The following is a 24,600-nucleotide window of genomic DNA, read 5'->3' as shown; positions in this document are numbered from 1 at the left end:
CCCGAGCTGACGGTCGCGCCCGCGGGTCAGTCGCAGGCGCGATGGAGCCGTTGCGCGATCCATGCCGAGACGAGGCACATGCCAGCGACCACCAGCAGCAACTGGCTCGCCGTCGCCCCCAGCGCCGTGATCCCCGCCACCGCGGCCGATCCGATCGTCATCGCGCCGGCGTTGACGACATTGTTCGCCGCCACGGTGCGCGCTGTCTGGTCCTTGGGCACGGTGGTGGTGAGAAAGGCGTAGAGCGGCACCACGAACATGCCGCCGAATGTCGCCACGAACAGCAACGTCAGCAGGACGAGCGGCGCGCCCGGATGCGTTACGAACGCGGGAATGTCGTACAGCGTCCCCGCAGGCGCGGCATCCCAGCGGGTCGCGACGAACCAGAAGGCAAGCACCGCCGCGCCCATCGCGATGACCGACGCGGGCGAATAGCGCGCCGAGATCTGCCCGCGCAGCATCAGGTTGATCACCACCGATCCGATCGCCACGCCGACCGAGAAGATGGCGAGCACCAGGCTGGCGACGCTGGCGTCCGCGGTCAGCACGTTCTTCACCAGCGGCGGGAAGATCACCACCAGGACCGATCCGATCGTCCAGAAGAAGCTGATCGCGCAGATCGCGAGGAACAGCCGCGGGATGTGCATCGTGCCCGCCACCAGCCGCCACGATGCGCGCAGCGGATGGAAATCGAGCTTCAGCGGCGGGCCGAGGCGCGGGGCGGGGGGCACCAGCCGCGCGGAAATATAGCCCAGCAGCGCAACGAGGAAGGTGGTCGTCGCAATGAGGGCGATCGATTCGTAGATGAACCCGGCCACGATCGTGCCGAGCAGGATCGACAGGTACGTGCCCGCCTCGACCAGGCCCGTGCCGCCCAGCACGTCCTCATCCTCCAGATGCTGCGGCAGGATGGCGTACTTGATCGGGCTGAAGAAGGTCGAATGGATGCCGAGCCCGACGATCGCCAGCAGCATCAGCGCGACCGGCAGCGTCACTTGCCCTGTCCGCGCGAGCAGCAACCCGGCGCAACCGATCGCCATGATCACGAACTCGGCGATTTTCACCAGCCGGATGATGCGCGCCTTGTCGGTCGTGTCCGCCAGCTGCCCGGCCAGCGCCGACAAGATGAAATAAGGAAGGATGAAGAGCGCGGCGGCCAGCGCGTTGAAGAAGCTTTCCTGCGTTTCGCTCGCGAAAATTTCGTACGTCGCGAACAGGACCATCGAGGTCTTGAACAGATTGTCGTTAAACGCGCCGAGGAACTGGGTGATGAAAAGCGGCAGGAAGCGCCGCCGTTTAAGAAGCCCGAGGGCATTGATCATGGCGCAAAATGGCCCGGTTGTGGCAGAATGGAGGCGGGCATAGCCGTTGGTCGACGGTCATGCCAACCCTGCGCATAGTACGATCGACGCCGCCCCATGGACCCGATCGGCACGGTGAGCAGGCTTGCACCGGGGCGTTGCCGGTTTAAGTCTGCTGTCGTGTTATCGCTTCCCAACCTTCTCACCCTGTCGCGAATCGTCGCCGTGCCGGCGCTGGTGGCGCTGCTCTGGTGGCCCAGCTGGCACACCGGCTTCGGCCTTGCGTTCGCGCTCTACTGCCTGATGGGCCTGACCGACTATTTCGACGGCTATCTGGCGCGCGCGCAGGGTACCGTTTCGAAACTGGGCGTCTTCCTTGATCCGATCGCTGACAAGATCATGGTCGCAGCGGTCATCCTGATGCTGGTCGGCACGCGGCACAATGACATCGCCGTCATTACCGGCGTTCACATCATCGCCGCGCTGATCATCCTGTTGCGGGAAATCGCGGTTTCGGGCCTGCGCGAATTCCTCGCGGGGCTTCAGGTGTCGCTCCCAGTCTCGCGCCTCGCCAAGTGGAAGACCGCGTTGCAGCTGGTCTCGTTCGGCGCGCTGATCCTCGCCGGCGCCTTGCCCGCGCTCGGCTGGATCAAGCTGGTCGGGCTGGTCTCGCTCTGGGGCGCCGCCGCGCTGACACTGGTCACCGGGTGGGATTATCTGCGCGCCGGCCTGCGGCATATGGACTGATCGGCCATGCGGATGGTGTATTTCGCGTGGGTGCGTGAGCAGGTCGGCGTGCCCGAGGAGGATGTCGCTCCACCAGCCACCGTGGTCACGATCGCCGATCTGGTGGATTGGCTCGCCGGTCGGTCCGAGGCGCACGCCACGGCCTTTGCCCGCCGCGATCGGCTACGGGCGGCGCGTGACCAGAACTTCGTGCCCCTCGATACGCCGATCGACGGCGCGGCGGAGATCGCGATCTTTCCCCCGGTGACGGGCGGATGATCCGGGTCGTGGTCAGCGACGCGCCGATCGATATCGCCGCGGAAATGACGCTGGCCGAGGGCGCGGGCGACACGCAGGGCGGCGCCGTCGCCACCTTTACTGGTCTGGTGCGCGGTGACGATGGCGTCACCGAACTCACGCTGGAGCATTATCCCGGCGCCACCGAGAGGGCGCTCGAGGCGCTTGCCGCGGAAGCGTCCGCGCGCTGGCCGCTCGCGGGGGTGACGATCGTGCACCGGGTCGGGCCGATGTACCCCGGCGACCGGATCGTGTTCGTCGCCGCCTGTTCGGCGCACCGCGCCGCCGCGCTCGACGCCTGCGCCTTTCTCATCGACCGGTTGAAGACCGATGCGCCGTTCTGGAAGCGGGAGCGGCTGGGCGCGGAAACGCGCTGGGTCGACGCGCGCAGCACCGATGATGCGGCCGCCGCGCGCTGGCGCGGCTGAGGGGGGCTAGGCCCTCGCCGTCAGCCCATGCGGGGAACGAGCACGCCGTTCACCACATGAACGATCCCGTTCACCTGCTGGACGTCGGGCGTCTCGACATAGCTCTTGCTGCCATTGGCATCGATCAGCGCGATCGCCTGTCCGTCGCTGGTTGCGGTCAGCGGCACGCCCGCGACCGTGGGCAGCTGCACCGATCCCCCCGCGGCGGCGATCCGCCCGCGCAGGTCGGCGAGGGTGATCGTGCCGGGCACCATGTGATAGCTCATGACCCGGTCCAGCGCAGGCCGGTTGGCGGGGGCAAGAAGCTGGTTCACCGCACCGCGGTTCAGGCGGCCGAAGGCGCTGTCGGTGGGCGCGAAGACGGTGACCGGGCTGGCCGCGGACAAGGTCTGGCGCGCGGTGCTCAGGCTGATCGCCCGGGTCAGCATCCGCAGATTGGGGGCGCTGGCGCAATTCTCCGCGATGGTCCGGTTGCCCAGCATCGCGGCGCCGCCGACATAGGGGTTGATCGCAGTGGCGGCGGCAGCGGCGCGCATCCCCGCGAGGGTCAGCGGCGGTGCAACCGGCGGCGGCTGGTGCGCGACCGCGGGCGGCGCGGGCGGCAGCTGCGCCACCTGCTTTGCGGGCTGGCTGCACCCGGCCAGCACCGCCAGGATGCCGGCCGCTGCCGGCAGGGCGAAGGCTCTCGAACGATGTGCCATCATCGCGGTTAAACGCGGCAGGCACGGCGTTCGTTGCACGCGGAGCGGGGGGCAGGTGTTGGCCACGGGCTTCCGTATGCGTGTCCGTGCGGCTAGGCGAGGGAAATGATCGAAGATCCCCTGGGCCCGCTCGACCCCGAATTTGCTGCCGCGTTCAAGCGCGACGATCGTCGCCCGCCGTGCCAGCTGTATCTGATCTCCCCGCTCGACGTTGCCGGCGCTTTCCCGGACCGTCTCGCCCGCGCGCTCGATGCTGGCCCCGTGGCCGCGTTTCAATATCGCGTGAAGGACATCAACCAGCATGATGCCGCGCGTCTCGCCGAGCCGCTGCAGCGCATCTGCGCCGACCGCGACGTGGCGTTCATCGTCAACGACAGCATCTCGCTCGCCAAGCGGCTCGGCGCCGACGGTGTCCATCTCGGCCAGGAGGATGGTGACCCGCGCGAGGCGCGGCAGATCCTCGGCCCCGGCGTCCAGATCGGCGTCACGTGCCACGACAGCCGCCACCTCGCGATGGAGGCGGGGGACGCGGGTGCGGACTATGTCGCCTTCGGCAGCTTCTATCCCACCACCACCAAGGAGGTGAAGCATCGCCCCGAACCCGTGATCCTGTCCTGGTGGTCGACCCTGTTCGAATTGCCCTGCGTGGCGATCGGCGGGATCACCCCAGAAAACGCGCCGCCGCTCGTTGCTGCGGGCGCGGACTTCATCGCCGCGTCGGGCGCGGTCTGGAGCGGTGACGAGGCAGCGGCCGTCCGCGCGTTCAACGCCGCGCTCGGCTGAACACGACGCTCAGCCTTCGCCCGGCGGGAAACAACCGCCGCCTGATCGGTTTGCCGATGATGAAGGTAGAGGCTCCGGCCCCTGCCTTCGCTTGGTTGGAACCGGCAGGGGAGCCAGGACGCAATGACGCGGCTGGGCGGAACGATCTTGTCCCTCATCGTGCTGGCGGTGATCGGTTTCGCCTCCATGCTGTCCTTCGGGCCAGTCGCTCCTCAGAAGCGGCCAAACTTCTCCGCAGACAGGCCGATACCCCCCGCTGAACCCGCGGTCGCGGCCACGATCGGTATGCCCGTGGCAGGGGTTTCGGCGGATCAGATCGCCGACAGCTGGGGCGACAGCCGCGGCGACGGCACCCGCGTGCACCAGGCGATCGACATCCCCGCCCCGGGCGGAACCCCGGTCCTCGCGGCCGCCCCGGGGCAGGTGGAAAAGCTCTTCGAAAGCGCCGCCGGCGGCACCACGCTCTACGTCCGCTCGCCCGGCCGGGAATGGATCTATTATTATGCGCATCTCGCCGGCTACGCCCGGGGAATCCGCGAAGGATCACCGGTTCAGCGCGGCACGCTGCTGGGATTTGTCGGCGACACGGGCAACGCAGGGGCGGGCAACACGCACCTGCATTTCGCGGTCAACCGGATGGCGCCGGGTGAGCGCTGGCATCAGGGAACGCCGGTCAATCCATACCCGCTGCTTGCCGGACCGGCACTTCGCCGCTAGACGCGCCCATCGCTCTTTCCAGCAGGTATAGACCATGAAGATCAGCGGCGTCGATATCCGTCCGGGTAACATTATCGAGTATGAAGGCGGCATCTGGCGCGCCGTGAAGATCCAGCATACGCAGCCCGGCAAGGGCGGCGCCTATATGCAGGTCGAACTCAAGAACCTGCGCGATGGCCGCAAGAATAACGTGCGTTTCCGCTCGGCGGAAACGGTGGAGCGCGTTCGTCTCGACACCAAGGATTTCCAGTTCCTGTTCGCCGAGGGCGACAGCCTCGTGTTCATGGACAAGGAAACCTATGACCAGGTGACGCTGCCGCGCGATCTGCTTGGTGATGCCGCCGCGTTCCTGCAGGATGGCATGGACGTGGTGATGGAACTCTACGAAGAGGAAGCCATCAGCGTGCAGCTGCCGGACACGATCGAGGCGACGATCGTCGAGGCGGACGCCGTGGTGAAGGGGCAGACCGCCTCGTCCAGCTATAAGCCGGCCGTGCTCGACAATGGCGTGCGCGTGATGGTGCCGCCGCACATCGCAAGCGGCACGCGCATCGTGGTCGACGTGTACGAGCAGACCTACGTCCGCCGCGCCGAATAGTCTCTCCCGCAGGCGGGAGGGGCCAGGGGAGGGCATGTCTCCCGGCGTCGCGTTTTCGTTTCAGGCCCTCCCCCCGCTTCCTCACGGGGAAGCAAGAAAGTAGACGACATGCCAGCTCATTCCGGTCTCTTCACCGTCATCGAACGCGCCGCTCGCAAGGCCGCGCCACGGCTGCGGCGCGACTTCAACGAAGTCCAGCACCTTCAGGTGAGCCGCAAGGGGCCGGCGGATTTCGTGTCCATGGCTGACAAGCGTGCCGAGCAGACGCTGTATGAGGAGCTTTCCAAGGCGCGACCCGACTGGGGCTTCATCATGGAAGAGCGCGGCGAAGTGGCGGGCGACCCCAACAAGCCGCGTTTCATCATCGACCCGCTCGATGGCACCACCAACTTCTTGCACGGCATCCCGCATTTCGCGATGTCGATCGCGGTTGAAGAGCCGATGCCCAACGGCAAGCGTGAGATCACGACCGCGCTGATCTACCAGCCGCTGACCGACGAAAGCTTCTGGGCGGAGAAGGGACGCGGGGCGTGGTTGCAGGACCAGCGCCTGCGCGTATCTTCTCGTCGTGAGCTGACCGAGGCGGTCGTCGCGACCGGCATCCCGTTCATGGGCCATGGTGACTTTGCCGAATGGACCCGCATCTTCGGCTCTATTGCGCCGCAGGTGGCGGGTATCCGCCGGTTGGGCTCGGCGGCGCTTGATCTTGCCTGGGTCGCGGCCGGCCGGTTCGACGGTTATTGGGAATCAAAGCTGCACATCTGGGACGTCGCCGCCGGCATGTTGCTGGTCAAGGAAGCCGGCGGCTTCGTGACCGATTTCCGCGGTGGTGATCGCGCGCTGGAACGCAACGAGTTCCTCGCCGCCAATGACGGCCTGCACTCCAAATTGCACAAGCTGCTGGCTGGTGCGCTCCGCTGAGTTGACGCTGCTCGGGAATGTTTGCGCGTGCCCGTTCAAGGCGCGCGCGCATGGCTGTCAGAACGTATACACCAGCGACGCCCGGCTGATCGTGTCCGTGGACACGCGGCCCTCGGGCGGCATGCTTTCATATTGTACTGTGTAGCTCACCTGCGCGGAGAGCGGCCCCAGCAGCTTGGCGGCCATCGCGGTCGTGCTGCTGACGGTGGAGTTGAACTGCTGCAGATAGGCCGATGCGTCCTGCCGCAGCGTCAGGCCGGGGGTCAGTTTCCAGTCAAAGTCCACGCTCCCGCGCGCTGCGATGCTGCTCTCCACCGTTGCATCGGTGAATTCCGTGTGACGGAAGGCAGGGCCCAGTTCCAGGTTCAGCGTCACCTTGGGTGACTGGATCGCGCTGTAACCCGCACCGGCCGATGCCGAATAACGATCGGAATAGCCCAGGAAGTGATCGCTTTCATACTGAAGCGCGCCATAGACATAGCGACGGGAATCGAGTTTCCAGTTGGGCTCATAAGCGGCGAGATAATGTTCGCGCGTGGTGATGCCGAGGCTGCGCTGGTAATCGATCCGCCCGCGTAGCTTGTGCCGCCACTCCAGCCCTTCGCGCGTCAGGTCCAGCACGCCGGTTGCGCCCGCCGTGTTGGAATTACCGGTCGTGATGAAGCCTCCCACCTCGGCGCGCCCGACCCACAGGTCGGTCCAGCCGGCCCGGACGATCCGCGTCTGGCGATCCTTGGCGCGCACCTCGCGCCATTCGTCCGCGATCCGCAGCACAGCATCGCCGCTCGCCGGATCGGCGGCGCGAGCGTATTTGACGATCGTCGAAACCTCGTTCTCGTTACCCGAGGCGATGGCGGCATCCAGCATCGCGCGGATCGGCGGCGGAATGACGATCCGCTCCTCATCCTGCGTGGCGCCTCCATCAGCAGCAGCTGTCGCAGCGATCAGGAGGAGCGGGTAGATCACGATGCAGTCATACCTAAAAGCGTGAAGCGGGTGAACGGAAGGCCGGTGGGCAGTGGGTCAACCGAGGTGAGTTGAAAAGGCGCCGAGCACTTCCCGATAGAGCGTGCGCTTGAACGGAACAATGATGGTCGGCAAGTCTGCGGGGTCTGCCCATTTCCAGGCGCGGAATTCGGGATGCTGCGTGTCGATCCGGATGTCATTGTCGGAGCCGAGGAAGCGGAAGAGGAACCAGCGCTGGACTTGCCCGCGGTAGCGGCCCTTCCATACCTTCCCAATGAGCTCAGGCGGAAGGTCGTAGCGGAACTCCTGCGGCGCCTCGGCGATCAGGGAGACGTGCTCTGGCCGGATACCGGTTTCCTCGCCCAGTTCGCGCAGCGCCGTTTCCAGGGGTTGCTCGCCCGGGTCGATGCCGCCTTGGGGCATCTGCCAAGCCTCCAGGGTAGTATCCAGCCGCTGGCCGACGAATACCTTGCCGCTGCCATTGAGCAGCATGACGCCCACGCAGGGTCGGTACGGGAGATCGGCCGTGGACATGAAAAGCTACCCTCTGTTCTGCGCGTGGGCGAGGACCTCATACGCCATCACCGCAGTCGCGACAGCCGCGTTCAGGCTGTCCGCTTTACCAAGCATCGGCATTTTGACGAGGAGGTCGCATTCCGCCTCGATCTCCGCCGGCAGGCCTTGCGCTTCGTTGCCCGTCAGAAGGAAGGTGGGCGTTTGATAATCTGCATGACGGTAATGGTTGTCGGTGCGCAGGCTCAGGCCGACCAACTGGCCGGGCCCGCTTCGCAGCCAAGGCAGGAACTGGTCCCACGATGCGCGCACCAGTGGCACGGTGAACAGCGCCCCCATGCTGGCCCGCACTGCTTCGGTCGAGAATGGATCGACGCTGTCGCCGATCAGGACCAGTCCGCCCGCACCCACCGCATCTCCCGTGCGCAGGATCGTGCCGAGGTTACCGGGATCTCGGAGCCGTTCGGCGACAAGCCAGATCGGGCTGGTGGTGCGATCAAGATCCTCGAGACGCGAATCGAACGTGTCGAAGGCACCGACCACGGCCTGGGGATTATCCTTGCCCGACAGCTTCGAGAGGATCGCTTCGCTGGTCTCGATCGCTTCGCCGCCGCTGCCTTCGACCGCATCCACCAGTGCGGATACGAGCGGATGCCGGGCGCTGGGGGCGGCAAAGAACAGATAGCGCGGAACACGGCCTGTCTCGCGCGCCTCAGTCAGGATGCGCAGCCCCTCGGCAAGGAAGAGGCCTTCTTCGCGGCGATGACGCTTGTCGCGCAGCGATTGAATCCGCTTGACCAGCGGATTGGAAAAAGCGGTGATGGTACGCGGCATCTCTGATCCGTTGTCAGTCTTCGCCGAACTTCTCTTCGACAAGGGCGCACATCGTGTCGACCACCTGAGCGGCATTGTCGCCCTGCGCGCTGATCGTGATCGTGTCGCCCTTCGCGGCGCCCAGCATCATCAGCCCCATGATCGACGTGCCCGTCACGGTAGCACTCCCCTTCGCGACCTGCACCGCGATCGGCTGCTGCGTTGCAAGGGTGACGAACTTCGCGCTGGCCCGTGCGTGGAGCCCACGGCGGTTGGAAATGAGAACCTCGCGCGAGACCGTCACGCGACCGCTTCGCCCATACCCAGAACCTCGGAGGCGACAGAAATGTACTTTCGCCCTGCCTCTCGCGCGGCTGCGACCGCGGCGGCAACCCCCATCTTGCGACGCGCCGACTCAAGCCGGATCAGCATGGGCAGGTTGATGCCTGCGATCACCTCGATGTGGCCGCGCTCCATCAACGAAATGGCGAGGTTGGAGGGCGTGCCGCCGAACAGGTCGGTCAGGACGATGACGCCGCGCCCGCCGTCAACATCGGCGATCGCCTGGCGAATATCCGCGCGGCGCGCCTCCATGTCGTCGTCAGGGCCGATCGCGACCGTGCGCACCTGCTCCTGCGGCCCCACCACATGTTCCATTGCCGTCACGAATTCATCGGCCAGCCGGCCGTGCGTAACGAGCACCAGCCCGATCATCTGTGTCGTCAATCCGTTCATTGCCCGTCAGGCCGATCCTCGAACGTACCCTGCTGCAGTGCCGCAAGATCCCGATGGACCACCGTGGGCGAAAATGCCGCGCTGCGCAACCGCGCTGCCACGCGCTCCGCCACATGGACCGACCGGTGTCTTCCGCCGGTACAACCGAAAGCGATATTGATATAGGATTTTCCTTCGGCGCGGTAGCGGGGCAGCAACAGCAGCAGAAGGTCCTCGATCCGCGACACGGCAGGCTCATAGGCAGGATCTTGCGCAACATAGTCCGCGACCGGCGCGTCGATACCCGTGCCCGGACGCAACGCGGGATCCCAATGCGGGTTGCGCAAAAACCGCATGTCGAAGACGAGATCGGCGTCCCGGGGCAAGCCCCGCGAGAAGCCGAAAGACATGACCGTGATCGCGGGTTCTCCCAGACCCGGGTGGAAGAACCGGCGCCGGATAGCCTGTGCGAGATCGGCACTGGTGTAGTAGCTGGTGTCAATCAGGCCCGCCGCCCAGCGGCGCAGTGGATCGACAAGGGCACGCTCCCGCTCGATCCCTTCCCGTGCGGGGCGGTCGGCGGCGAGGGGGTGGCGACGGCGCGTTTCATCATAGCGCCGGGCAAGCTCGTCGGATGCGCAGTCAAGGAACAGGACGCTGATGTCGTGCCGACCGGCGGACCGAAGCCGATCGACCAGTCTCACGATCGCTTCCGCATCGAAGTCCCGCGTGTTCGCGCCGATGCCGATGGCAAGCGGACGTGACGTCTCATCACGACCAAGAGCCGCCTCGGCACTAAGCAGGCGATCGAGCAGGAACAGGGGGAGATTGTCGACGATCTCCCATCCCAGATCCTCCAGCGTGTTCAGGGCGGTGGATTTGCCTGCTCCGGACATCCCGGTGACCAGCAGGATTTGGGAAGGAGGCGTCATGGGAAATCGTGTCTCAAGGCATATTCGATGACGAGTGGTGCGGAGGCCGGTCGTGGATCAAGGTTCACGAGCCGAACCGCTATTCCAGCGAACGTCTCGACCAATCGTTCCGGCATACGCTCGGGCGCGGGCATGTTGTCCCGGAGAAGCCGGACGGCCAGCGCGACGGGCACGTCATCAACGTGGGGAACTGGCACAATCCCGAGGCCGCGAATTTCCAGGCGCCCGCCAATGGTCATTGGCGCACTGGCGAGCAATGCCGAGGGCGTTGGTGTGAGCCGGGTATAGTCATCGGACACCAGCAACGCCCCCCGATCGATCAGGCGAAGCGCGAGATCGGATTTACCCACGCCTGATGGACCCATCAGCATTATCCCCCGCCCGTCGATCGCAACGGTCGAGGCGTGAATAGTCTCAATGCCAGGCATGTTATTGATAACCGGGGAAGGGGAGGCGGAGGACGAAGCGGGCGCCACTTAATCGATCCTCCCGCGACTCGACGTGAATTGTCCCGCCATGCGCCTCCACGATCGTCCGGGCAATCGCCAATCCCAGGCCGGAGTGCCGCCCGAAATCCTCGCGGTCGGGACGGATCGACTGAAATCGACGGAAGATGGCTTCGCGCGCGTCCTCGGGCACGCCTGGCCCTTCGTCCTCGAAGCGCAGCTCAAGCTTCCCCGCACGGACCGCGGGCGCGATCGACACGACACCGCCCTGCGGGGAAAACGAGACCGCATTGTCGATCAGATTCTCGAACACCCGCTCAAGGCGCGCGCCTTCCCCAAGGATGACGAGCGGCGTTGCGCCCGCATCATCGAACCGAAGGCGAACGTCACGGTCGATACCGCGCTCCTGATGATGGGCAATGATCGCCTTCAGCATCGCGCCGATATCGACGGGTTCGAATTTTGCGCGGCTGAGCTGCGCGTCCAGTCGCGAGGCATCGGAGATGTCGCTGATCAAACGATCCAGGCGGTGCACATCGTCCCGAACGATCGCCAACAGGCGCTCCTGAAGTTCGGGATCCTTGACGCTGGCAAGGCCGTCAACGGCGGAGCGGAGGGAGGCGAGGGGGTTCTTCAATTCGTGCGTAACGTCGGCCGCGAATGCCTCGGTCGCGTCGATGCGTGCCCGCAAGGCAAGGCTCATGTCCGACAGCGCGCGCGCCAGCATGCCGATCTCGTCGCGTCGATCCGGCAAGCGCGGCACCACCACCTCGCGCGCACGTCCAAGGCGGACGCGAACCGCCGCCCGCGCGAGCCGGCGGAGCGGCCGGACGATCGTGCGCGCCAAGAAGAGCGACAGGAGGATCGACACCAGCGTCACGACGGCCAGGACGACGCTCAGCCGAAAACGCTCAACCCGCACGGTCTGGGTAATGTCTCGCGCGTTGATCGTGGTCATCAGGGCGGCTTTACCGTTCGGCAGCCGCGCAGCTGCGGTAATGACCGGGGTGCGATCGGGCGCCCGCCACACCGTGCCCGATGGGTAACCGGTCAGCGCGCTCTTCACGTCCGTCCAGTCCAGCCCATCGTCACGCTCACGATACAATGGCGGGCGCTTGGCTCCGACGACGGTGTCGATGCCGGCGTCGAGAAAGCGCGCAATTCGCTGGCCGAAGCCGTCCTTGTCTGGATCGCGCAGCAGGAAGTTGCGCTCGCCCAAGGCGCGGCTGTCGTAGAGCAGGTCGCCATTGGCAGCGAAAAGGCGGATGCGTGTGCCCGTATCGCGCGCAAACAGGCGAATGAGCGGCGCGCGCGAAGCCGCCGGGGCGACGGCCAGAGCCTCCGCCATGAGGCGCGCCTCCCGGATCGCCTGCTCCGTTCGGCTGTCGAGGATCCTGCTGCGATAGGAATCGAGGTAAAAGAACCCGCCTGCCAGAAGCAGGAGGGCGAACACATTCACCGCGAGGATCCGGCGGGTAAGCGATACCCGCCCGGACCAGCGAAGCGTCAGGTCGCTGGAGTCATTCTTCTGAGAAACGGTATCCGGCGCCATATAAAGTCTCGATGGCGTCAAAGGCCGGATCAACCTGTCGGAACTTGCGACGAACGCGCTTGATGTGGGAATCTATCGTGCGGTCATCGACGTAGATGTCGTCTTGGTACGCCGCGTCCATCAACTGATTGCGGGTCTTCACGATGCCAGGGCGCTGCGCCAGCGTCTCCAGGATCAGGAATTCGGTGACCGTCAGCGTGACCGGTTCACCCTTCCACGTCACCTTATGCCGCGCGGGATCCATCGAGAGGTGCCCGCGGTCGAGCGCCGCCGCAATCTCAGCCTCGCCAGGCTCGCTCGCCAGCGCGAGGTCGGTGCGGCGCAAGATGGCGCGGATACGCGCGATCAGCAGCCGCTGGCTGAAGGGCTTGGCAATATAATCATCCGCGCCCATCGCGAGGCCAAGCGCCTCGTCGAGTTCATCATCCTTGCTCGTCAGGAAGATGACCGGAACCTGGCTGCGCTCACGAAAGCGCCGAAGGAGCTCCAGCCCGTCCATTCGCGGCATCTTGATGTCGAAGATGGCGAGGTCCGGCGGATTATCCACCAGAGCCTTCAGCGCTGTCTCACCATCCGAATAGACCCGCGTCAGAAACCCTTCGGTCTGAAGCGCGATAGACACGGAGGTGAGGATATTTCGGTCGTCGTCGACGAGCGCGATCGTTGCCGTCATGGAACGGAGCGATACTGCAAAGCGGCTGATGTCTCAATGGTGTGTGACAAGAGTGATGCTGCAATGCAGTGGAACCGCGGCTCCTCAAGGTCGCTTGTGCTGGCATGAGGATCGAGTGGACTGGCTGGGAGGTGCCGTCGCTGATCGCCAATGTCGCGATCGCGGCCGGGGCGGTGTTGGTCGGGCTCGTTGTTCACGCGCTCTTCATGGCGGTAGGCCGGCGTCTGGCCGCACGCACACCAGATTCGATTGACGACGCCGCGTTGGCGCTCGCGAAGCGACCGCTGCGCTGGATCGCAGCCGCAATTGCGCTCGCGGCGAGCCGACGCTTCCTCGATCTGCCATCCTGGGCCAACGAGCTGTGGGGGCTCGCCGCGGGTTTCATCGTCCCCGGCCTGATCGGGTGGCTGCTGATCACGATCGTTCGGGTATATGCGCGGGCGGTCGAGATCCGATACGACATCGCGGTCGAAGACAATCTTCGTGCCCGCCGCCGGCGCACACGAACCACGATCCTCAGCCGGATCGGCGTCATTGCCATCGCGCTGATCACCATCGCCTTGATGCTGTTGTCTATCCCCAGCATCAGGAGCATCGGGATCACGCTCATGGCATCCGCCGGCCTTGCCGGTCTTGCAGTGGGTGCCGCAGCGCAGCCTGCGCTCAAGAACCTGATCGCCGGCGTTCAGCTTGCCTTTACCGAGCCGATCAGGATCGACGATGTGCTGATTATCGAGGGTGAGTGGGGAAGGGTGGAGGAGATCCGCCTCACCTATGTGGTGGTTGCTCTTTGGGATGAGCGCCGATTGGTTGTTCCGGTATCCCGATTTCTCGAGATGCCGTTCCAGAACTGGACCCGCAACACGAGCCAGTTGCTTGGCAGCGCCTTCTTCTGGCTGGATCCGACCGCCGACATTCCCAGGCTTCGCCGCCATTACGAACAGGTCGTCCGTGCGAACCCGCGCTGGGACGGTCGCGCCTTCGTTCTTCAGGTAACCGATACGAAGCCCGATGCGATCGAGGTGCGTGTCCTCGCGACCGCCAAGAACGCGGCGACTGCCTTCGACCTGCGGTGCGATCTTCGGGAAGCCATGCTCGCCTTCATTCGCGACGAAATGCCCGAGGCGCTGCCGCGCCGTCGCCTTGTTCAGGTGGATGATGTGCTTGCCGCTGATCACCCGGCCCGGGCCTAGACCTTCTCCACTACGGCAGTGACGCCATCGAATTTGACGATGCGCACCGTCGCCCCGGCCGGGCTGTCAGGTCCAGTGGCAGGCCATTCGCCGTCGCCAATCCGGACACGGCCCCGGCCGGAAACGATCGGCGCGGTGACGGCCACATGCTGGCCGACGAGCCGGGCCGCGCGATCATTCAGGTGCGGATCGCTCGAATCCACCGGATAGTCGCGGTACCAGCTTTGGCCGATCATCACGGTCATCACGCTCCAAGCTGCGAACACGGCGAGCTGCACCGCGATCGGTAGATCCGGAAACGCGAAGGTCACCGCCGCCAGGACCGCGGCCGCAATGGCAACGAAGATCAGGAAGATGCCGGGAACGAGCAGCTCCGCAATCGCCAGAAGCACAGCGCCGATGAGCCACACCAGCGCCATGTTGGAGAGGATGCCGCCCAGCATCATTCAGGTCCGCGTTCGCGAACACGAGGCACCGTCTGGCGCGCGGCGGAAGGTGGCGGGTTGGTCGCCACGCCGGCTTCAGCAAGTGCAGCCTTGGCCAGTTCGCCAATCCCGCCCAGCGTGCCAACCAGCTGGGTGGCCTCTACCGGGAAGAGGATCGTCTTGGCATTGGGACTCGTCGCGAATTTGCCGACCGCCTCGACGTACTTTTGCGCGATGAAGTAATTGAGGCTCTGCGTCCCGCCCTGCGCGATGGCGTCCGATACGACTTGTGTCGCCTTCGCCTCGGCCTCAGCGCCGCGCTCGCGCGCTTCAGCTTCGCGGAATGCGGCTTCGCGACGGCCTTCTGCTTCGAGGATTCGGGCCTGCTTCTGGCCTTCAGCGCGCAGGATTTCGGAAGCGCGCATGCCTTCCGCCTCAAGGATATTCGCACGCTTTTCGCGTTCCGCCTTCATCTGGCGTCCCATCGCATTCACGATATCGGCGGGCGGGCGGATGTCCTTGATCTCGACGCGGGTGATCTTGACGCCCCACGGAGTCGTCGCATGGTCGACTACCGCGAGAAGCCGCGCGTTGATCTCGTCACGTTTGGACAGGGTTTCGTCGAGATCCATTGATCCCATGACAGTGCGCAGGTTGGTGGTCGTCAGCTGCAGCAGCGCCGTATGCATGTCGGAGACTTCATAGGCGGCCTTGGCGGCGTCCAGCACCTGAAAAAAGACGACCCCGTCGGTGGAGATCATCGCATTATCCTTGGTGATGATCTCCTGCCCCGGAATGTCGATGACCTGTTCCATCATGTTCACCCGGCGGCCAACGCGATAGAAGAAGGCCGGATAGAAATTGAACCCCGGCGCCGCCGTGGTGGTGTACCGGCCGAAATGCTCGATCGTGTATTGATAGCCCTGGCGCACGATCTTGATGCTGATCATCAGGTACAGAAGGACCAGCACCAGAACGAGCGCCGCGGTGAGAAGTGCCATTCGCCTCGATCCTCTCGCTTTTCGTTCAATAGCCTAGCAGTCGGATGCGAGGGGGCCTAGCGGATTGGCGCCCGCGCGGTTACATGGCCCGCCACTTCCCTGCGCAACGGAAACGGCATCTCATGGATATTCGGCTCGGCCTCACCTTCGACGACGTACTGCTCGTCCCCGGCGCTTCCGAGGTGTTGCCGAGCGGAGCGGATACCCGCACGCGGGTAACGCGGGACATCGCTCTTAATATCCCGATCCTCTCCTCCGCGATGGATACAGTGACAGAGGCGGACATGGCGATCGTCATGGCGCAGCTGGGTGGCATGGGGGTGCTGCACCGCAATCTGACCATCGAAGAACAGGTTGCGGCGGTGCGCCAGGTGAAGCGCTTCGAAAGCGGAATGGTGGTTAATCCGATCACGATCAGCCCCTGGGCGACATTGGCCGAAGCGCAGGCGCTGATGGCGCAGAACCGGATCAGTGGCATCCCGGTCGTGGAGGCGAACGGCCGCCTGGTCGGCATCCTGACCAACCGCGACGTCCGCTTTGCCGAAAACCCGATGCAGCCTGTGTCAGAGCTGATGACGCGCGAGAACCTGGCGACGGTGCGCGTCGGCGTCGGGCAGGAAGAGGCGCGGCGCCTGCTTCACCAGCGGCGGATCGAGAAGCTGATCGTTGTTGATGAGGATTATCGCTGCGTTGGCCTGATCACGGTGAAGGATATCGAGAAAGCCGTCACCTATCCGGATGCCACCAAGGATGCGGCAGGCCGGCTGCGCGTGGCGGCGGCGACGACCGTCGGTGACAAGGGGTTCGAGCGCACCGAGGCGCTGGTCGACGCCGAGTGCGATCTGGTGGTGATCGACACGGCGCACGGCCACAACCGTGATGTGGCCCGCGCGGTCGAGCGGGTGAAGAAGCTGTCCAACTCGGTCCAGGTGGTGGCCGGCAACGTAGCCACCGCCGAGGCGACCCGATCGCTGATCGATGCCGGCGCGGACGGGATCAAGGTCGGTATTGGCCCGGGTTCGATCTGCACCACCCGTGTCGTCGCAGGGGTGGGCGTGCCGCAGCTGACCGCCGTCATGGACTGCGCGGAGGCCGCGCGCGGAAGCGGCGTGCCGGTGATCGCCGACGGTGGGCTGCGCACCTCGGGTGATCTCGCCAAGGCGCTCGCCGCTGGCGCTGCGACCTGCATGGTCGGATCGTTGCTGGCCGGTACCGAAGAGGCACCTGGCGAAACCTTCCTGTACCAGGGCCGTGCGTACAAGTCGTACCGCGGCATGGGCAGCGTTGGCGCGATGGGCCGCGGCTCTGCCGACCGCTACTTCCAGGGCGACATCAAGGATCAGCTGAAGCTCGTGCCGGAGGGCATCGAGGGACAGGTACCGTTCAAGGGGCCCGCGCGCGACGTGATCCACCAGCTGGTCGGCGGGATCAAGGCAGCGATGGGCTACACCGGCGCGGCAACCATCACCGAACTGCGCGATCGCGCCAACTTCGTCCGCATCACCGGCGCGGGGCTGAAGGAAAGCCACGTTCATGACGTGACGATCACGCGCGAAGCCCCCAATTACCCGACGCGCTGATCTCCCGTGACGCCCGCTGCACGCACCCAGGCTGCGATCGAGCTCCTCGACGCGATCATTGCCGCAGCGCGCGAGGGCGGGGCGGCGGCAGATACGCTGATCGCGCGCTACTTTGCCGCGCGGCGCTATGCCGGGTCGAAGGACCGGCGTGCTGTGCGAGAGCTGGTATATGCCGCGATCCGCAGCTGCGGCGAGGCTCCAGCCTCCGGCCGTGCCGCCATGTGTCTGCTCGCGAGGGCGGATGAGCAGCTTGCCGCGACCTTCGACGGCTCAGCTCATGGTCCTGCGCCTTTATCAACCGACGAGCCAGTGGCGGTTCCGGGAACGGTACCGGGCTGGATCGGCGAGGCGCTCGAACGCGCCGGGATCGGTCCGGACGAATGGCCCACACTGATTGAGCGGGCGCCGCTGGACGTGCGTCTGCGCAAGGATGTGGGCCATGCAGAGGTGCTCGCACATTGGCCCGATGCGCAGGTGATCCCGGGATTGCCGCAGGGGCTGCGATTGCCCTCGGGAACCGATGTCGCGTCGATGGCGGGCGCGGTGGAGGTGCAGGACGCTGGCAGCCAGGCGGTGTCGCTCGCCGCAGCGGCGTCCGCAGGCATGACGGTAGTGGATCTGTGCGCGGGAGCTGGCGGCAAGACGCTGGCACTGGGCGACGCGATGGGCGGTGAAGGTCGCATCGTCGCCTGCGATGTTGATCGCGCACGTCTCTCGCGTCTGGCGCCGCGCGCCGCCCGGGCGGGGCTTTCGATCGTGGAGACTCGCCTCCTCAACCCTAACCGGGAGCTGGAGGCGCTTGCCGACCTGCAGCGCACCGCAGACGTGGTATTCGTCGACGCGCCATGCTCGGGGACGGGGACCTGGCGGCGTAACCCCGAGGCACGGTGGCGCCTCACGCCGGATCGGCTTGCTCGACTGACCGCGACCCAGGCACACGTGCTCGAGGTGGCAGAAACGCTGGTGCGGCCGGGCGAGGCGCTAGTCTATGTGGTCTGCTCGCTCCTTGACGAGGAGGGGAGCAACCAGGTGGATGCGTTCCTGCGCGGTCATGCCGGCTGGAGCGTCGCTCCCATCGATCTTCCCCTTGGCGCTGCTCACGGCAATGGCCATCGGCTGACCCCGGCGCGTGACGGCACGGACGGTTTTTTCGTCGCGCGGCTGCTGGCGCCATGCTAACTCGTTGACGTCGTGCCGAAGCTGGAGCCCTTGATGCGTTACACGTCCGTCGCCGTCGCAGCCGCTCTCGCGATGGTTTCGATCTCGACGTCGCTGCACGGCGCGCGGCCGGACGACCAGATTGATGCAAAGTCGATGGCGTTGCTGGAGCAGGGCCGTGCAGCCCGGGCTGCAGGCAATGTCGAGGGCGCGATCGACCTCATTGAAACGGCGGTCGTCGTTGATCCGCGCAATCGGCAGGGCTTCATCGAGCTGGCCGAATTGTCGCGGGCGCGTGGCCTGCCGGGCAAGGCGATCCGGCTTTATCGCGAGGCGTTGTTGCTGGAGCCCAATGACGTGAACGCCCTTCAGGGCCAGGGCGAAGCCTTGGTGGCGAAGGGCGCGGTCGAGCGGGCCAAGGCAAATCTGGCGCGGGTAAAGACCCTCTGCAAGACCGCTTGTCCGCAGGCCAACGCGCTGGCGAGTGTGATCGCCAAGGGGCCGCCGGTTGCGACCGCCAGCACGGTGCCGGTGAAACCTACCGCAAAGGACTGATCGCCAAGCCCCGGAGGGCGTTTAGCTGAGCCGGCGAGCCACAGCGACGAACTCCGCCACGCTGACTGTCTCGGCGCGTCGGGTTGCGTCGATACCCTCCGCCTCCAATGCCTCGAGCGCGCCGGGAAGGCTGCGGAGGCTCTGGCGCAGCATCTTTCGACGCTGGCCGAATGCGGCGGCGGTCAGCGCTTCCAAGCGGCGCAGGTCTACGCCCTCCGGCGCTTCTTTCGGCACTATGTGAACGACCGCAGACATCACTTTTGGCGGCGGCGTGAACGCCGAGCGATGAACGGGCATCGCGATCCGCGGAACGCTGCGCCACTGCGCCAGCACCGCCAGCCGCCCGTAGGCGTCGGTGCCCGGTGCAGCCACGATGCGATCGGCAACCTCGCGCTGGAACATCAGGGTAAGCGATTGCCACCACGGAAACCACTCTGCCGACAGCCAGCCGACGAGAAGCGCGGTTCCGACGTTGTACGGAAGGTTGGCGGCGATGTGCGGCTTGCCCTTGAACAGCGGTCGAGGGTCGATCGCCAGCGCATCGCCCTCGATGACCGACAACTGGCCGGGGAACGCGACGCTCAGTTCGTCGAGCGCAGGGATGCAGCGACGGTCGCGCTCAATGGCGGTCACGTTCGCGCCAGCTTGCAGCAAGGCACGCGTCAGCCCGCCCGGCCCGGGGCCGACCTCCAGCACTTCGGCGCCAGCAAGGTCGCCCGGAATACGCGCGATGCGCGCGAGCAGCTGCGCGTCAAACAGGAAGTTCTGACCAAGCGCCTTTGACGCGCTCAATCCATGCCGCGCGATCACGTCGCGCAGCGGCGGCAGCTCCGTCATAGATTTGGGCAGGCAGCGCGATGGGCAGCAGCCTCTGCGGCCATCAGGATCGCGGCAATCATGGCGCCCGGCTCCGCCTGGTTCTGGCCAGCGAGCGGGAAGGCGGTGCCATGATCCGGCGAGGTGCGAACCACGGGCAGCCCCAATGTGATGTTGACGCCATCATCGAAATGGAGCGCCTTTAGCGGGATCAACGCCTGATCATGGTAGCAGCACAAGGCCGCGTCATAATGGCTGCGCGCACGCGCATGGAACATCGTGTCGGCCGCAAACGGGCCCACCGCGGCGATACCCTCCTCGCGCAAAATCGCGATGGCAGGCTCGATCACCTCGATCTCCTCATGCCCCAACGCGCCGGATTCTCCGGCGTGAGGATTGAGGCCGGCGAAGGCGAGACGCGGCTTTTCGATGCCGAAGTTGCGGCGCAAGCCCCTGGCCGTCGCGCGGGCCTTCGCAACGATAAGGTCGATCGAGAGCAGCCCGGGTACGTCCGCCAATGCCACATGGGTGGTCATCGGCACGACCCGCAGCGATGGGCCGGCGAGCATCATCACGGCATTCTCGCGCGCGACGCCGAACCGCTCGGCCACGAACTCCGTCTGGCCGGGATAGTTGAAGCCAATATCATAAAGCTGCGCCTTCGACACCGGTCCGGTGACAAGCGCACGCGCAGCACCCGATCGTGCAAGCCCCACCGCCAGCTCCAGCGAGTGCAGCGCACATCGCGCACCGTCCGCGTCCGGCTCTCCCGGCGTAATCTCTCCGGCGTCCTCGACGGTCAGGACCGGGAGCGCCTGATCGAACGCCCCGTCCACCTCACGCAAATCGTTGATCTTGGCGACCGGCCCTTTCCACACCCGCTCGATCGCGCGCGCATCGCCCACGGCGAAGAAGCGGGGCAGGGCGGCAATCGAACGTGCAGCCCAGGCTTTGGCGATCACCTCTGGCCCGACGCCAGCCGGATCGCCCATCGAAACGGCAAGTGGTGCTAGGCTCGCGATGTCAACGATACTCCACGATCGCGTCACGCCGCAGGTCGCGCAGCGCCTGCTGCGCACGCAGATTGACGCGCTGCTGTTCGAGCTGGCTCTGGATCTGCTCCGAGCCCGGAAGCTGGGCAGAGGCGCTGTCGTCCCGGCCGCAAAGGACCAGCGTGCGCACGCCTTCCTCAGGGTTGCCGAAGGGCGGGGTCGCCTGGCCGACCTGCAGGTTGACCATGATGTCCTGCAGCGGCGCAGGAAGATCGCGGATCCGGATCGCGTCGTTCTGGACGACTTCGGCGTTGATCGTCGCGGCCACCTTTTCAACCGAGCCGCAGCCCTGAAGCTGGCGGATCGTGTCAGCGAATTTCGCCGTGCGCTGGGTTGCCTGCGCCTGCGTCGTGCCGGCCGGGAACTTGATCGTCATCTGCTTCAGGCTGAGCCGCGCATCGCGCGCGTTCGCCATGAGAACCTGACGCTTGTCGACGAGATACAGGATGGAGAAGCCACCCGGGACGGCCACCGGGCCGACCACCTGACCGACCTGCATCTGGCCCGCGGCTTCGGCCAGTTCAGCCGGCAGCTGCGCCGCGCGTACCCAGCCAAGGTCGCCGTTCACACCGCGCGTCGACGCTTCGGAAAAGTTGCGGGCGAAATAGCCGAACGGAGCCTGGCCCTTCTGGATCTCACCGATCAACTGACGAGCCGCGCCATACACCTCCTCGGTGCGGTCAGGCGTGGCCGACAGGTAAATCTCGTTCAGGTGATATTCGTCGGTGCCTTTGGCAGCTTCCAGACGATCCAGGATCGCCTTCACCTCTTCCTCACCGACGTTGACGTACGGCTCGACGCGGCGGCGCAGATACCGCTGCCATGCCAGTTCGCCCTCGATCTGCCGCTTGATCGACCGTTCCGAGGAGCCCTGCTGACGCAGGAATTCGCGGAACTGATCCGGGGTACGGTTGAAGTTCTGCGCGACGCGCGCGAAGCTCTGGTTCAGCTCGTCATCGGTGATCGTAATATCAGCGGTCTTTGCCTGCTGGATCTGGAGCACTTCGTCGATGAGTTGGCGTAGGACCTGAAGGCGCAGGCGGTCCATATCCTCCGGGCTGAGGTCCACGTTGTTCGCTGCGCGGATCAACGCCACACGCTGGTCCACATCGGTACGCGTCAGCACATTGTCGTTCACGATCGCTGTCGCCTTGCGGACGTTCGGATCGACATTGCCGAAGATCTGCAGGTTCTGTGGGATGTTCAGGCCCGTTTCCGGAACTGCTTGATCCTCAACAGTCGTGCTTCCGGTCTGGCCGGTCGCTGCTCCTGCAGCAGCGACAGCCAGAACCAAGCCTGCGAGCCGGCCGAGTCGTGCCGCCTTGTTGCCCATCGTCGTCACTCGTTCCGGAATCCCATCTTGCACGCCATGGTGCCCATCACGGCACATGCATATCCGTAGCTGAACCGCGGCTTAGCGTCCGAGGTTCTTGAATGCCAGCGTCAACAGATAGCTGCTGCCCCGGCGTGCGTCGCCCGTGGTCCGATAGTCCCGGCGCCAGGTCAGGCCCAAAGTGAGGCAGTCATCCTCGTACTGGACGCCGAGCCTGTGCCGGATCGGGTCGAACCCGTCCGCGACCGAGAATACGTCATCGCTGCGATCGGTGAGATCGATCAGGCCCGACGCGAACGCCGACCAGAAGCGCGCGAATTGCACGCGGCCACCAACGCGGATTTCCTCGCGGTCCTGAAGGTCCTCCAACTCGTCGATGTCACGGTTGAGCCTCAGGTACCCGACGACCACGTAGGTGGACCGAGATCCGACCGTGGCGTCGATTTCATTGCGCCGGACCGCCAGGCTGTCCTTGTCGACGCGGTAGCGATGCGTGAAGGACACGAAATCGCGGAAGCGAAGTGTGGTGCGGCCGACGATGTCGGAAAACCGGTCGCTCAGCCCTGTACCGGACGGGAAGATCGCGACGCGATCTGACAGGCGATAGCTTTGTCCGATGTTGGCCGTTGCGCTGAAGCCCGGAAGATCTAGAGCATACTCAAAGCCATAGGTCGCGCGGGTCGAGTCTTCCCAGCGATCATAGCCGTTGAAGCGGTTGAGCGCGAAGAGGTTCGAATCCTCCAGGTCGATCGATCGTGCGTCCTCGTTGGGAATATCGAGATTCTTGATCCTCGGCGAGGCGACGATCTGGAGGCGGGGCGAGATGCGTTGCGTGCCATTGCCGACCGCTCCAACAAACGGCCAGCGCACGTCCACCGCCAGGGCACCGATGGCGCGTGTGTGGAAACCGTCCAGCCCGCGATAGCTCGCGATCCGCGTCGCCGCCGTGTCGCTGGTGTTATAGGCGTCGCCCCGTGCGAATGCCGTAAAGGTGACTTCCTGGCCCCAGTTGGTCAGGCGCCTGAGATCCCATCGCGCGCTGGCGAAGGCACGCTGGGTATCCTGGCCGGCCTTGCGCCCGATCGCGAGTGTATTGACGTGCAGCTGCACCGTCCCGCCAAGCACATTTTCCTGCAGGCGCCGGCGATAGTCCATTTCCGGCAAGGCAACCGGCTGCATACCCTGGCGTTCACCGACGCGAAGTGTCTGGGTCGCCCATCCGGCAAGCGAGAAGTAGCTATCCTGATCGATCCGCTCCAGCGCCGCGGTCGTCCGCAGACGATCGGCGTTCGAGATGTCGTATCGGCGCAAGAACGTGCGATCGGTTGCCAGCCGCAGCGATCCGGAAAGGCTCCAATTCTCGTTGAACTGAAAACGTCCGACACCGTCGAGATAGCCGCGGAATGCCTGTTCGGTCGAAGAATTGAAGCCACTTGCCAGATCGTCGCTCCGCCGGCTGACCGTCCCGTAGCCGGTCACGCTGAAGGCGCCCAGTTCGTCCAACTGCTCATAATTGGCCTGCATCATCGGCAACACCGCCGAATAGACGTGCGGTGTCACCGTCAGCTTTCGGTTGGGTGCGAGGCTGAACAGATAGGGTGTGGCCACTTCCAGACCGTTGACCCGGTCATAGCGGATCGTGGGCGAGAGCAGCCCGCTCGCGGTCGCTTCTCCAACTGGATGCGAGAACTTGGGGAGCGGGATCGACGGCAGCCCAAACAGATGAACCTGGGCGCCGACGTAATAGACTCGCTCCCGATCGGGGCGGTAGGTTACGCGGACCGCCGTGACCTTCCACGTCGGCTCCTTCGGGCAGCCATCCGAGCTGACGACCGAACAGGCCGTGTAAGCCGCACGATCGAGCGAGATCGTCCCGTTTTCCTGCCGTGTCCCCCGCTCCGCCGCGAGCCGCCCACCACGCTCCAGCACGACGAGCATGTTGTCGATGACGCCGTCTTTCAGCGAGTCGGTCAGTTCGATCGAGTCGCCATAGGCAGTGTCGCCTTGGGGGCTGGTCACGGCGATGTTGCCGCTCGCCACGACCCTGCCGGTCTTTCGGTTCCAGACCACCTTGTCCGCACGCAGCCGCTGGCCGGCGCGGAACATCCGCACATCGGTCAGCGCGGTAACCACATCGGCTTCATAGTCATATTCGAGCGAGCCGGCGCTGAAGTCGATCTGATCCTCGTCAGCCGGCTGCGCTGAAGGGCTCGCCACCGCTTGCGGAGGCGGGGGCGGCACGGTGCGATCCTGCAGATCCTGTGCGCTGGCTGTGCCGGCGAGCAGGGCTAGCGAAAACGCGCAACTGGCCAAAAGCTCGAGACGCGTCACTCGATTACTCGCAAAACTGGAAACCCCTTTCCGAAGCCCGTCGGGGCACCGGTAGAAAGCCCTATCGCATCGTGC

At 65.3% G+C, this 24,600-nt stretch carries 28 protein-coding genes; 11 read left to right on the top strand and 17 right to left on the bottom strand.

All coding sequences use genetic code 11. The features are described from left to right. Positions 1-26 precede the first annotated feature (26 nt). Entirely contained in the window at positions 27-1,322 is a 1,296-nt protein-coding gene (locus tag ACH0BU_RS03990) for an MFS transporter (RefSeq protein ID WP_125944982.1), read from the bottom strand. Positions 1,323-1,481: 159 nt separating this feature from the next. On the opposite strand from ACH0BU_RS03990, the gene pgsA reads away from it, so the two are divergent. The 3 genes from pgsA to ACH0BU_RS03975 are packed head-to-tail and all read left to right on the top strand — an operon-like array spanning position 1,482 to position 2,752. Beyond that, positions 1,482-2,048 carry a CDP-diacylglycerol--glycerol-3-phosphate 3-phosphatidyltransferase gene (pgsA, locus tag ACH0BU_RS03985; RefSeq protein ID WP_046411745.1) on the top strand — a complete coding sequence of 189 codons (567 nt, stop codon included), beginning with the start codon at positions 1,482-1,484 and terminating at the stop codon, positions 2,046-2,048. Positions 2,049-2,054: 6 nt separating this feature from the next. Continuing rightward, positions 2,055-2,306, top strand: coding sequence for a molybdopterin converting factor subunit 1 (gene moaD / locus ACH0BU_RS03980; protein WP_136451217.1), 252 nt, complete (start codon positions 2,055-2,057; stop codon positions 2,304-2,306). Next, positions 2,303-2,752, top strand: a complete 450-nt coding sequence (locus ACH0BU_RS03975) for a molybdenum cofactor biosynthesis protein MoaE (RefSeq protein ID WP_296220671.1) — start codon at positions 2,303-2,305, stop codon at positions 2,750-2,752. The genes moaD and ACH0BU_RS03975 overlap by 4 nt, the downstream gene beginning before the upstream one ends. A 20-nt stretch (positions 2,753-2,772) precedes the next feature. Here ACH0BU_RS03975 and ACH0BU_RS03970 read toward each other — a convergent pair whose 3' ends face one another. Further along, positions 2,773-3,453, bottom strand: a complete 681-nt coding sequence (locus tag ACH0BU_RS03970; RefSeq protein ID WP_136451215.1) for a fasciclin domain-containing protein — start codon at positions 3,451-3,453, stop codon at positions 2,773-2,775. Between the two features lie 105 nt (positions 3,454-3,558). On the opposite strand from ACH0BU_RS03970, the gene thiE reads away from it, so the two are divergent. The 4 genes from thiE to ACH0BU_RS03950 all read left to right on the top strand — a co-directional run bounded on the left by thiE (position 3,559) and on the right by ACH0BU_RS03950 (position 6,472). After that, positions 3,559-4,236, top strand: a complete 678-nt coding sequence (gene thiE, locus ACH0BU_RS03965) for a thiamine phosphate synthase (protein ID WP_136451214.1) — start codon at positions 3,559-3,561, stop codon at positions 4,234-4,236. Positions 4,237-4,527: 291 nt separating this feature from the next. Next, positions 4,528-4,953 carry a peptidoglycan DD-metalloendopeptidase family protein gene (locus ACH0BU_RS03960; RefSeq protein ID WP_314469872.1) on the top strand — a complete coding sequence of 142 codons (426 nt, stop codon included), beginning with the start codon at positions 4,528-4,530 and terminating at the stop codon, positions 4,951-4,953. 34 nt (positions 4,954-4,987) lie between these two features. Next, entirely contained in the window at positions 4,988-5,551 is a 564-nt protein-coding gene (gene efp / locus ACH0BU_RS03955; protein ID WP_046410650.1) for an elongation factor P, read from the top strand. A gap of 108 nt (positions 5,552-5,659) precedes the next feature. Then, the gene (locus tag ACH0BU_RS03950) at positions 5,660-6,472 is read left to right on the top strand and encodes an inositol monophosphatase family protein (RefSeq protein WP_125944975.1); all 813 of its coding nucleotides are present in this window, start codon (positions 5,660-5,662) and stop codon (positions 6,470-6,472) included. Positions 6,473-6,529: 57 nt separating this feature from the next. Here ACH0BU_RS03950 and ACH0BU_RS03945 read toward each other — a convergent pair whose 3' ends face one another. The 9 genes from ACH0BU_RS03945 to ACH0BU_RS03905 are packed head-to-tail and all read right to left on the bottom strand — an operon-like array spanning position 6,530 to position 13,081. Next, positions 6,530-7,438: a DUF481 domain-containing protein gene (locus ACH0BU_RS03945; RefSeq protein ID WP_500263784.1), complete on the bottom strand. Its 909-nt coding sequence runs from the start codon at positions 7,436-7,438 to the stop codon at positions 6,530-6,532. Between the two features lie 57 nt (positions 7,439-7,495). Continuing rightward, positions 7,496-7,972, bottom strand: a complete 477-nt coding sequence (locus ACH0BU_RS03940; protein ID WP_046410647.1) for an RNA pyrophosphohydrolase — start codon at positions 7,970-7,972, stop codon at positions 7,496-7,498. A gap of 6 nt (positions 7,973-7,978) precedes the next feature. Next, positions 7,979-8,785 carry a TrmH family RNA methyltransferase gene (locus ACH0BU_RS03935; protein WP_046410645.1) on the bottom strand — a complete coding sequence of 269 codons (807 nt, stop codon included), beginning with the start codon at positions 8,783-8,785 and terminating at the stop codon, positions 7,979-7,981. 13 nt (positions 8,786-8,798) lie between these two features. Next, complete coding sequence (locus tag ACH0BU_RS03930) at positions 8,799-9,068, bottom strand: HPr family phosphocarrier protein (RefSeq protein WP_046410643.1); 270 nt, start codon at positions 9,066-9,068, stop codon at positions 8,799-8,801. Further along, positions 9,065-9,478: a PTS sugar transporter subunit IIA gene (locus ACH0BU_RS03925; RefSeq protein ID WP_046411740.1), complete on the bottom strand. Its 414-nt coding sequence runs from the start codon at positions 9,476-9,478 to the stop codon at positions 9,065-9,067. The genes ACH0BU_RS03930 and ACH0BU_RS03925 overlap by 4 nt, the downstream gene beginning before the upstream one ends. A 17-nt stretch (positions 9,479-9,495) precedes the next feature. Then, a complete protein-coding gene (rapZ, locus tag ACH0BU_RS03920; protein ID WP_046410642.1) occupies positions 9,496-10,410 on the bottom strand; it encodes an RNase adapter RapZ in 915 nt (304 codons plus the stop codon). Continuing rightward, complete coding sequence (locus ACH0BU_RS03915) at positions 10,407-10,838, bottom strand: HPr kinase/phosphorylase (protein WP_046410640.1); 432 nt, start codon at positions 10,836-10,838, stop codon at positions 10,407-10,409. The genes rapZ and ACH0BU_RS03915 overlap by 4 nt, the downstream gene beginning before the upstream one ends. A 1-nt stretch (position 10,839) precedes the next feature. Further along, on the bottom strand, positions 10,840-12,408 hold the full coding sequence (locus ACH0BU_RS03910; protein ID WP_296219314.1) for a stimulus-sensing domain-containing protein: 1,569 nt from the start codon (positions 12,406-12,408) through the stop codon (positions 10,840-10,842). After that, a complete protein-coding gene (locus tag ACH0BU_RS03905; protein WP_046410638.1) occupies positions 12,377-13,081 on the bottom strand; it encodes a response regulator transcription factor in 705 nt (234 codons plus the stop codon). Before ACH0BU_RS03905 ends, ACH0BU_RS03910 begins: the two co-directional genes overlap by 32 nt. Before the next feature lie 104 nt (positions 13,082-13,185). Between ACH0BU_RS03905 and ACH0BU_RS03900 the strand changes: the two genes are divergently transcribed. After that, positions 13,186-14,274, top strand: coding sequence for a mechanosensitive ion channel family protein (locus ACH0BU_RS03900; protein ID WP_052742662.1), 1,089 nt, complete (start codon positions 13,186-13,188; stop codon positions 14,272-14,274). Here ACH0BU_RS03900 and ACH0BU_RS03895 read toward each other — a convergent pair. Then, positions 14,271-14,717 carry an NfeD family protein gene (locus ACH0BU_RS03895; RefSeq protein WP_046411739.1) on the bottom strand — a complete coding sequence of 149 codons (447 nt, stop codon included), beginning with the start codon at positions 14,715-14,717 and terminating at the stop codon, positions 14,271-14,273. The two genes, ACH0BU_RS03900 and ACH0BU_RS03895, sit on opposite strands and share 4 nt — an antisense overlap. After that, a complete protein-coding gene (locus tag ACH0BU_RS03890; RefSeq protein ID WP_046410634.1) occupies positions 14,717-15,700 on the bottom strand; it encodes an SPFH domain-containing protein in 984 nt (327 codons plus the stop codon). The genes ACH0BU_RS03895 and ACH0BU_RS03890 overlap by 1 nt, the downstream gene beginning before the upstream one ends. Before the next feature lie 122 nt (positions 15,701-15,822). On the opposite strand from ACH0BU_RS03890, the gene guaB reads away from it, so the two are divergent. The 3 genes from guaB to ACH0BU_RS03875 are packed head-to-tail and all read left to right on the top strand — an operon-like array spanning position 15,823 to position 18,993. Beyond that, a complete protein-coding gene (gene guaB / locus ACH0BU_RS03885) occupies positions 15,823-17,280 on the top strand; it encodes an IMP dehydrogenase (RefSeq protein WP_046410632.1) in 1,458 nt (485 codons plus the stop codon). Positions 17,281-17,286: 6 nt separating this feature from the next. Then, positions 17,287-18,459 carry an RsmB/NOP family class I SAM-dependent RNA methyltransferase gene (locus ACH0BU_RS03880; protein WP_296219306.1) on the top strand — a complete coding sequence of 391 codons (1,173 nt, stop codon included), beginning with the start codon at positions 17,287-17,289 and terminating at the stop codon, positions 18,457-18,459. Between the two features lie 33 nt (positions 18,460-18,492). Continuing rightward, the gene (locus ACH0BU_RS03875) at positions 18,493-18,993 is read left to right on the top strand and encodes a tetratricopeptide repeat protein (protein WP_125944968.1); all 501 of its coding nucleotides are present in this window, start codon (positions 18,493-18,495) and stop codon (positions 18,991-18,993) included. Between the two features lie 21 nt (positions 18,994-19,014). Here ACH0BU_RS03875 and rsmA read toward each other — a convergent pair whose 3' ends face one another. The 4 genes from rsmA to ACH0BU_RS03855 all read right to left on the bottom strand — a co-directional run bounded on the left by rsmA (position 19,015) and on the right by ACH0BU_RS03855 (position 24,525). Then, positions 19,015-19,830 carry a 16S rRNA (adenine(1518)-N(6)/adenine(1519)-N(6))-dimethyltransferase RsmA gene (rsmA, locus tag ACH0BU_RS03870; RefSeq protein ID WP_125944967.1) on the bottom strand — a complete coding sequence of 272 codons (816 nt, stop codon included), beginning with the start codon at positions 19,828-19,830 and terminating at the stop codon, positions 19,015-19,017. Beyond that, a complete protein-coding gene (gene pdxA, locus ACH0BU_RS03865; RefSeq protein ID WP_136451315.1) occupies positions 19,827-20,831 on the bottom strand; it encodes a 4-hydroxythreonine-4-phosphate dehydrogenase PdxA in 1,005 nt (334 codons plus the stop codon). The genes rsmA and pdxA overlap by 4 nt, the downstream gene beginning before the upstream one ends. Position 20,832: 1 nt before the next feature. Beyond that, entirely contained in the window at positions 20,833-22,194 is a 1,362-nt protein-coding gene (locus ACH0BU_RS03860) for a peptidylprolyl isomerase (RefSeq protein ID WP_046410625.1), read from the bottom strand. An 81-nt stretch (positions 22,195-22,275) separates the two neighbouring features. Then, positions 22,276-24,525 (bottom strand): LPS-assembly protein LptD, encoded by a 2,250-nt coding sequence (locus ACH0BU_RS03855; protein ID WP_296219302.1) that lies wholly within the window; start codon positions 24,523-24,525, stop codon positions 22,276-22,278. Between the last annotated feature and the right edge of the window lie 75 nt (positions 24,526-24,600).

The sequence above is a fragment of the Sphingomonas olei genome, from assembly GCF_045369765.1.
Lineage (GTDB): Bacteria > Pseudomonadota > Alphaproteobacteria > Sphingomonadales > Sphingomonadaceae > Sphingomonas > Sphingomonas panaciterrae.
This window is presented reverse-complemented; position numbering and strand designations above follow the sequence as displayed.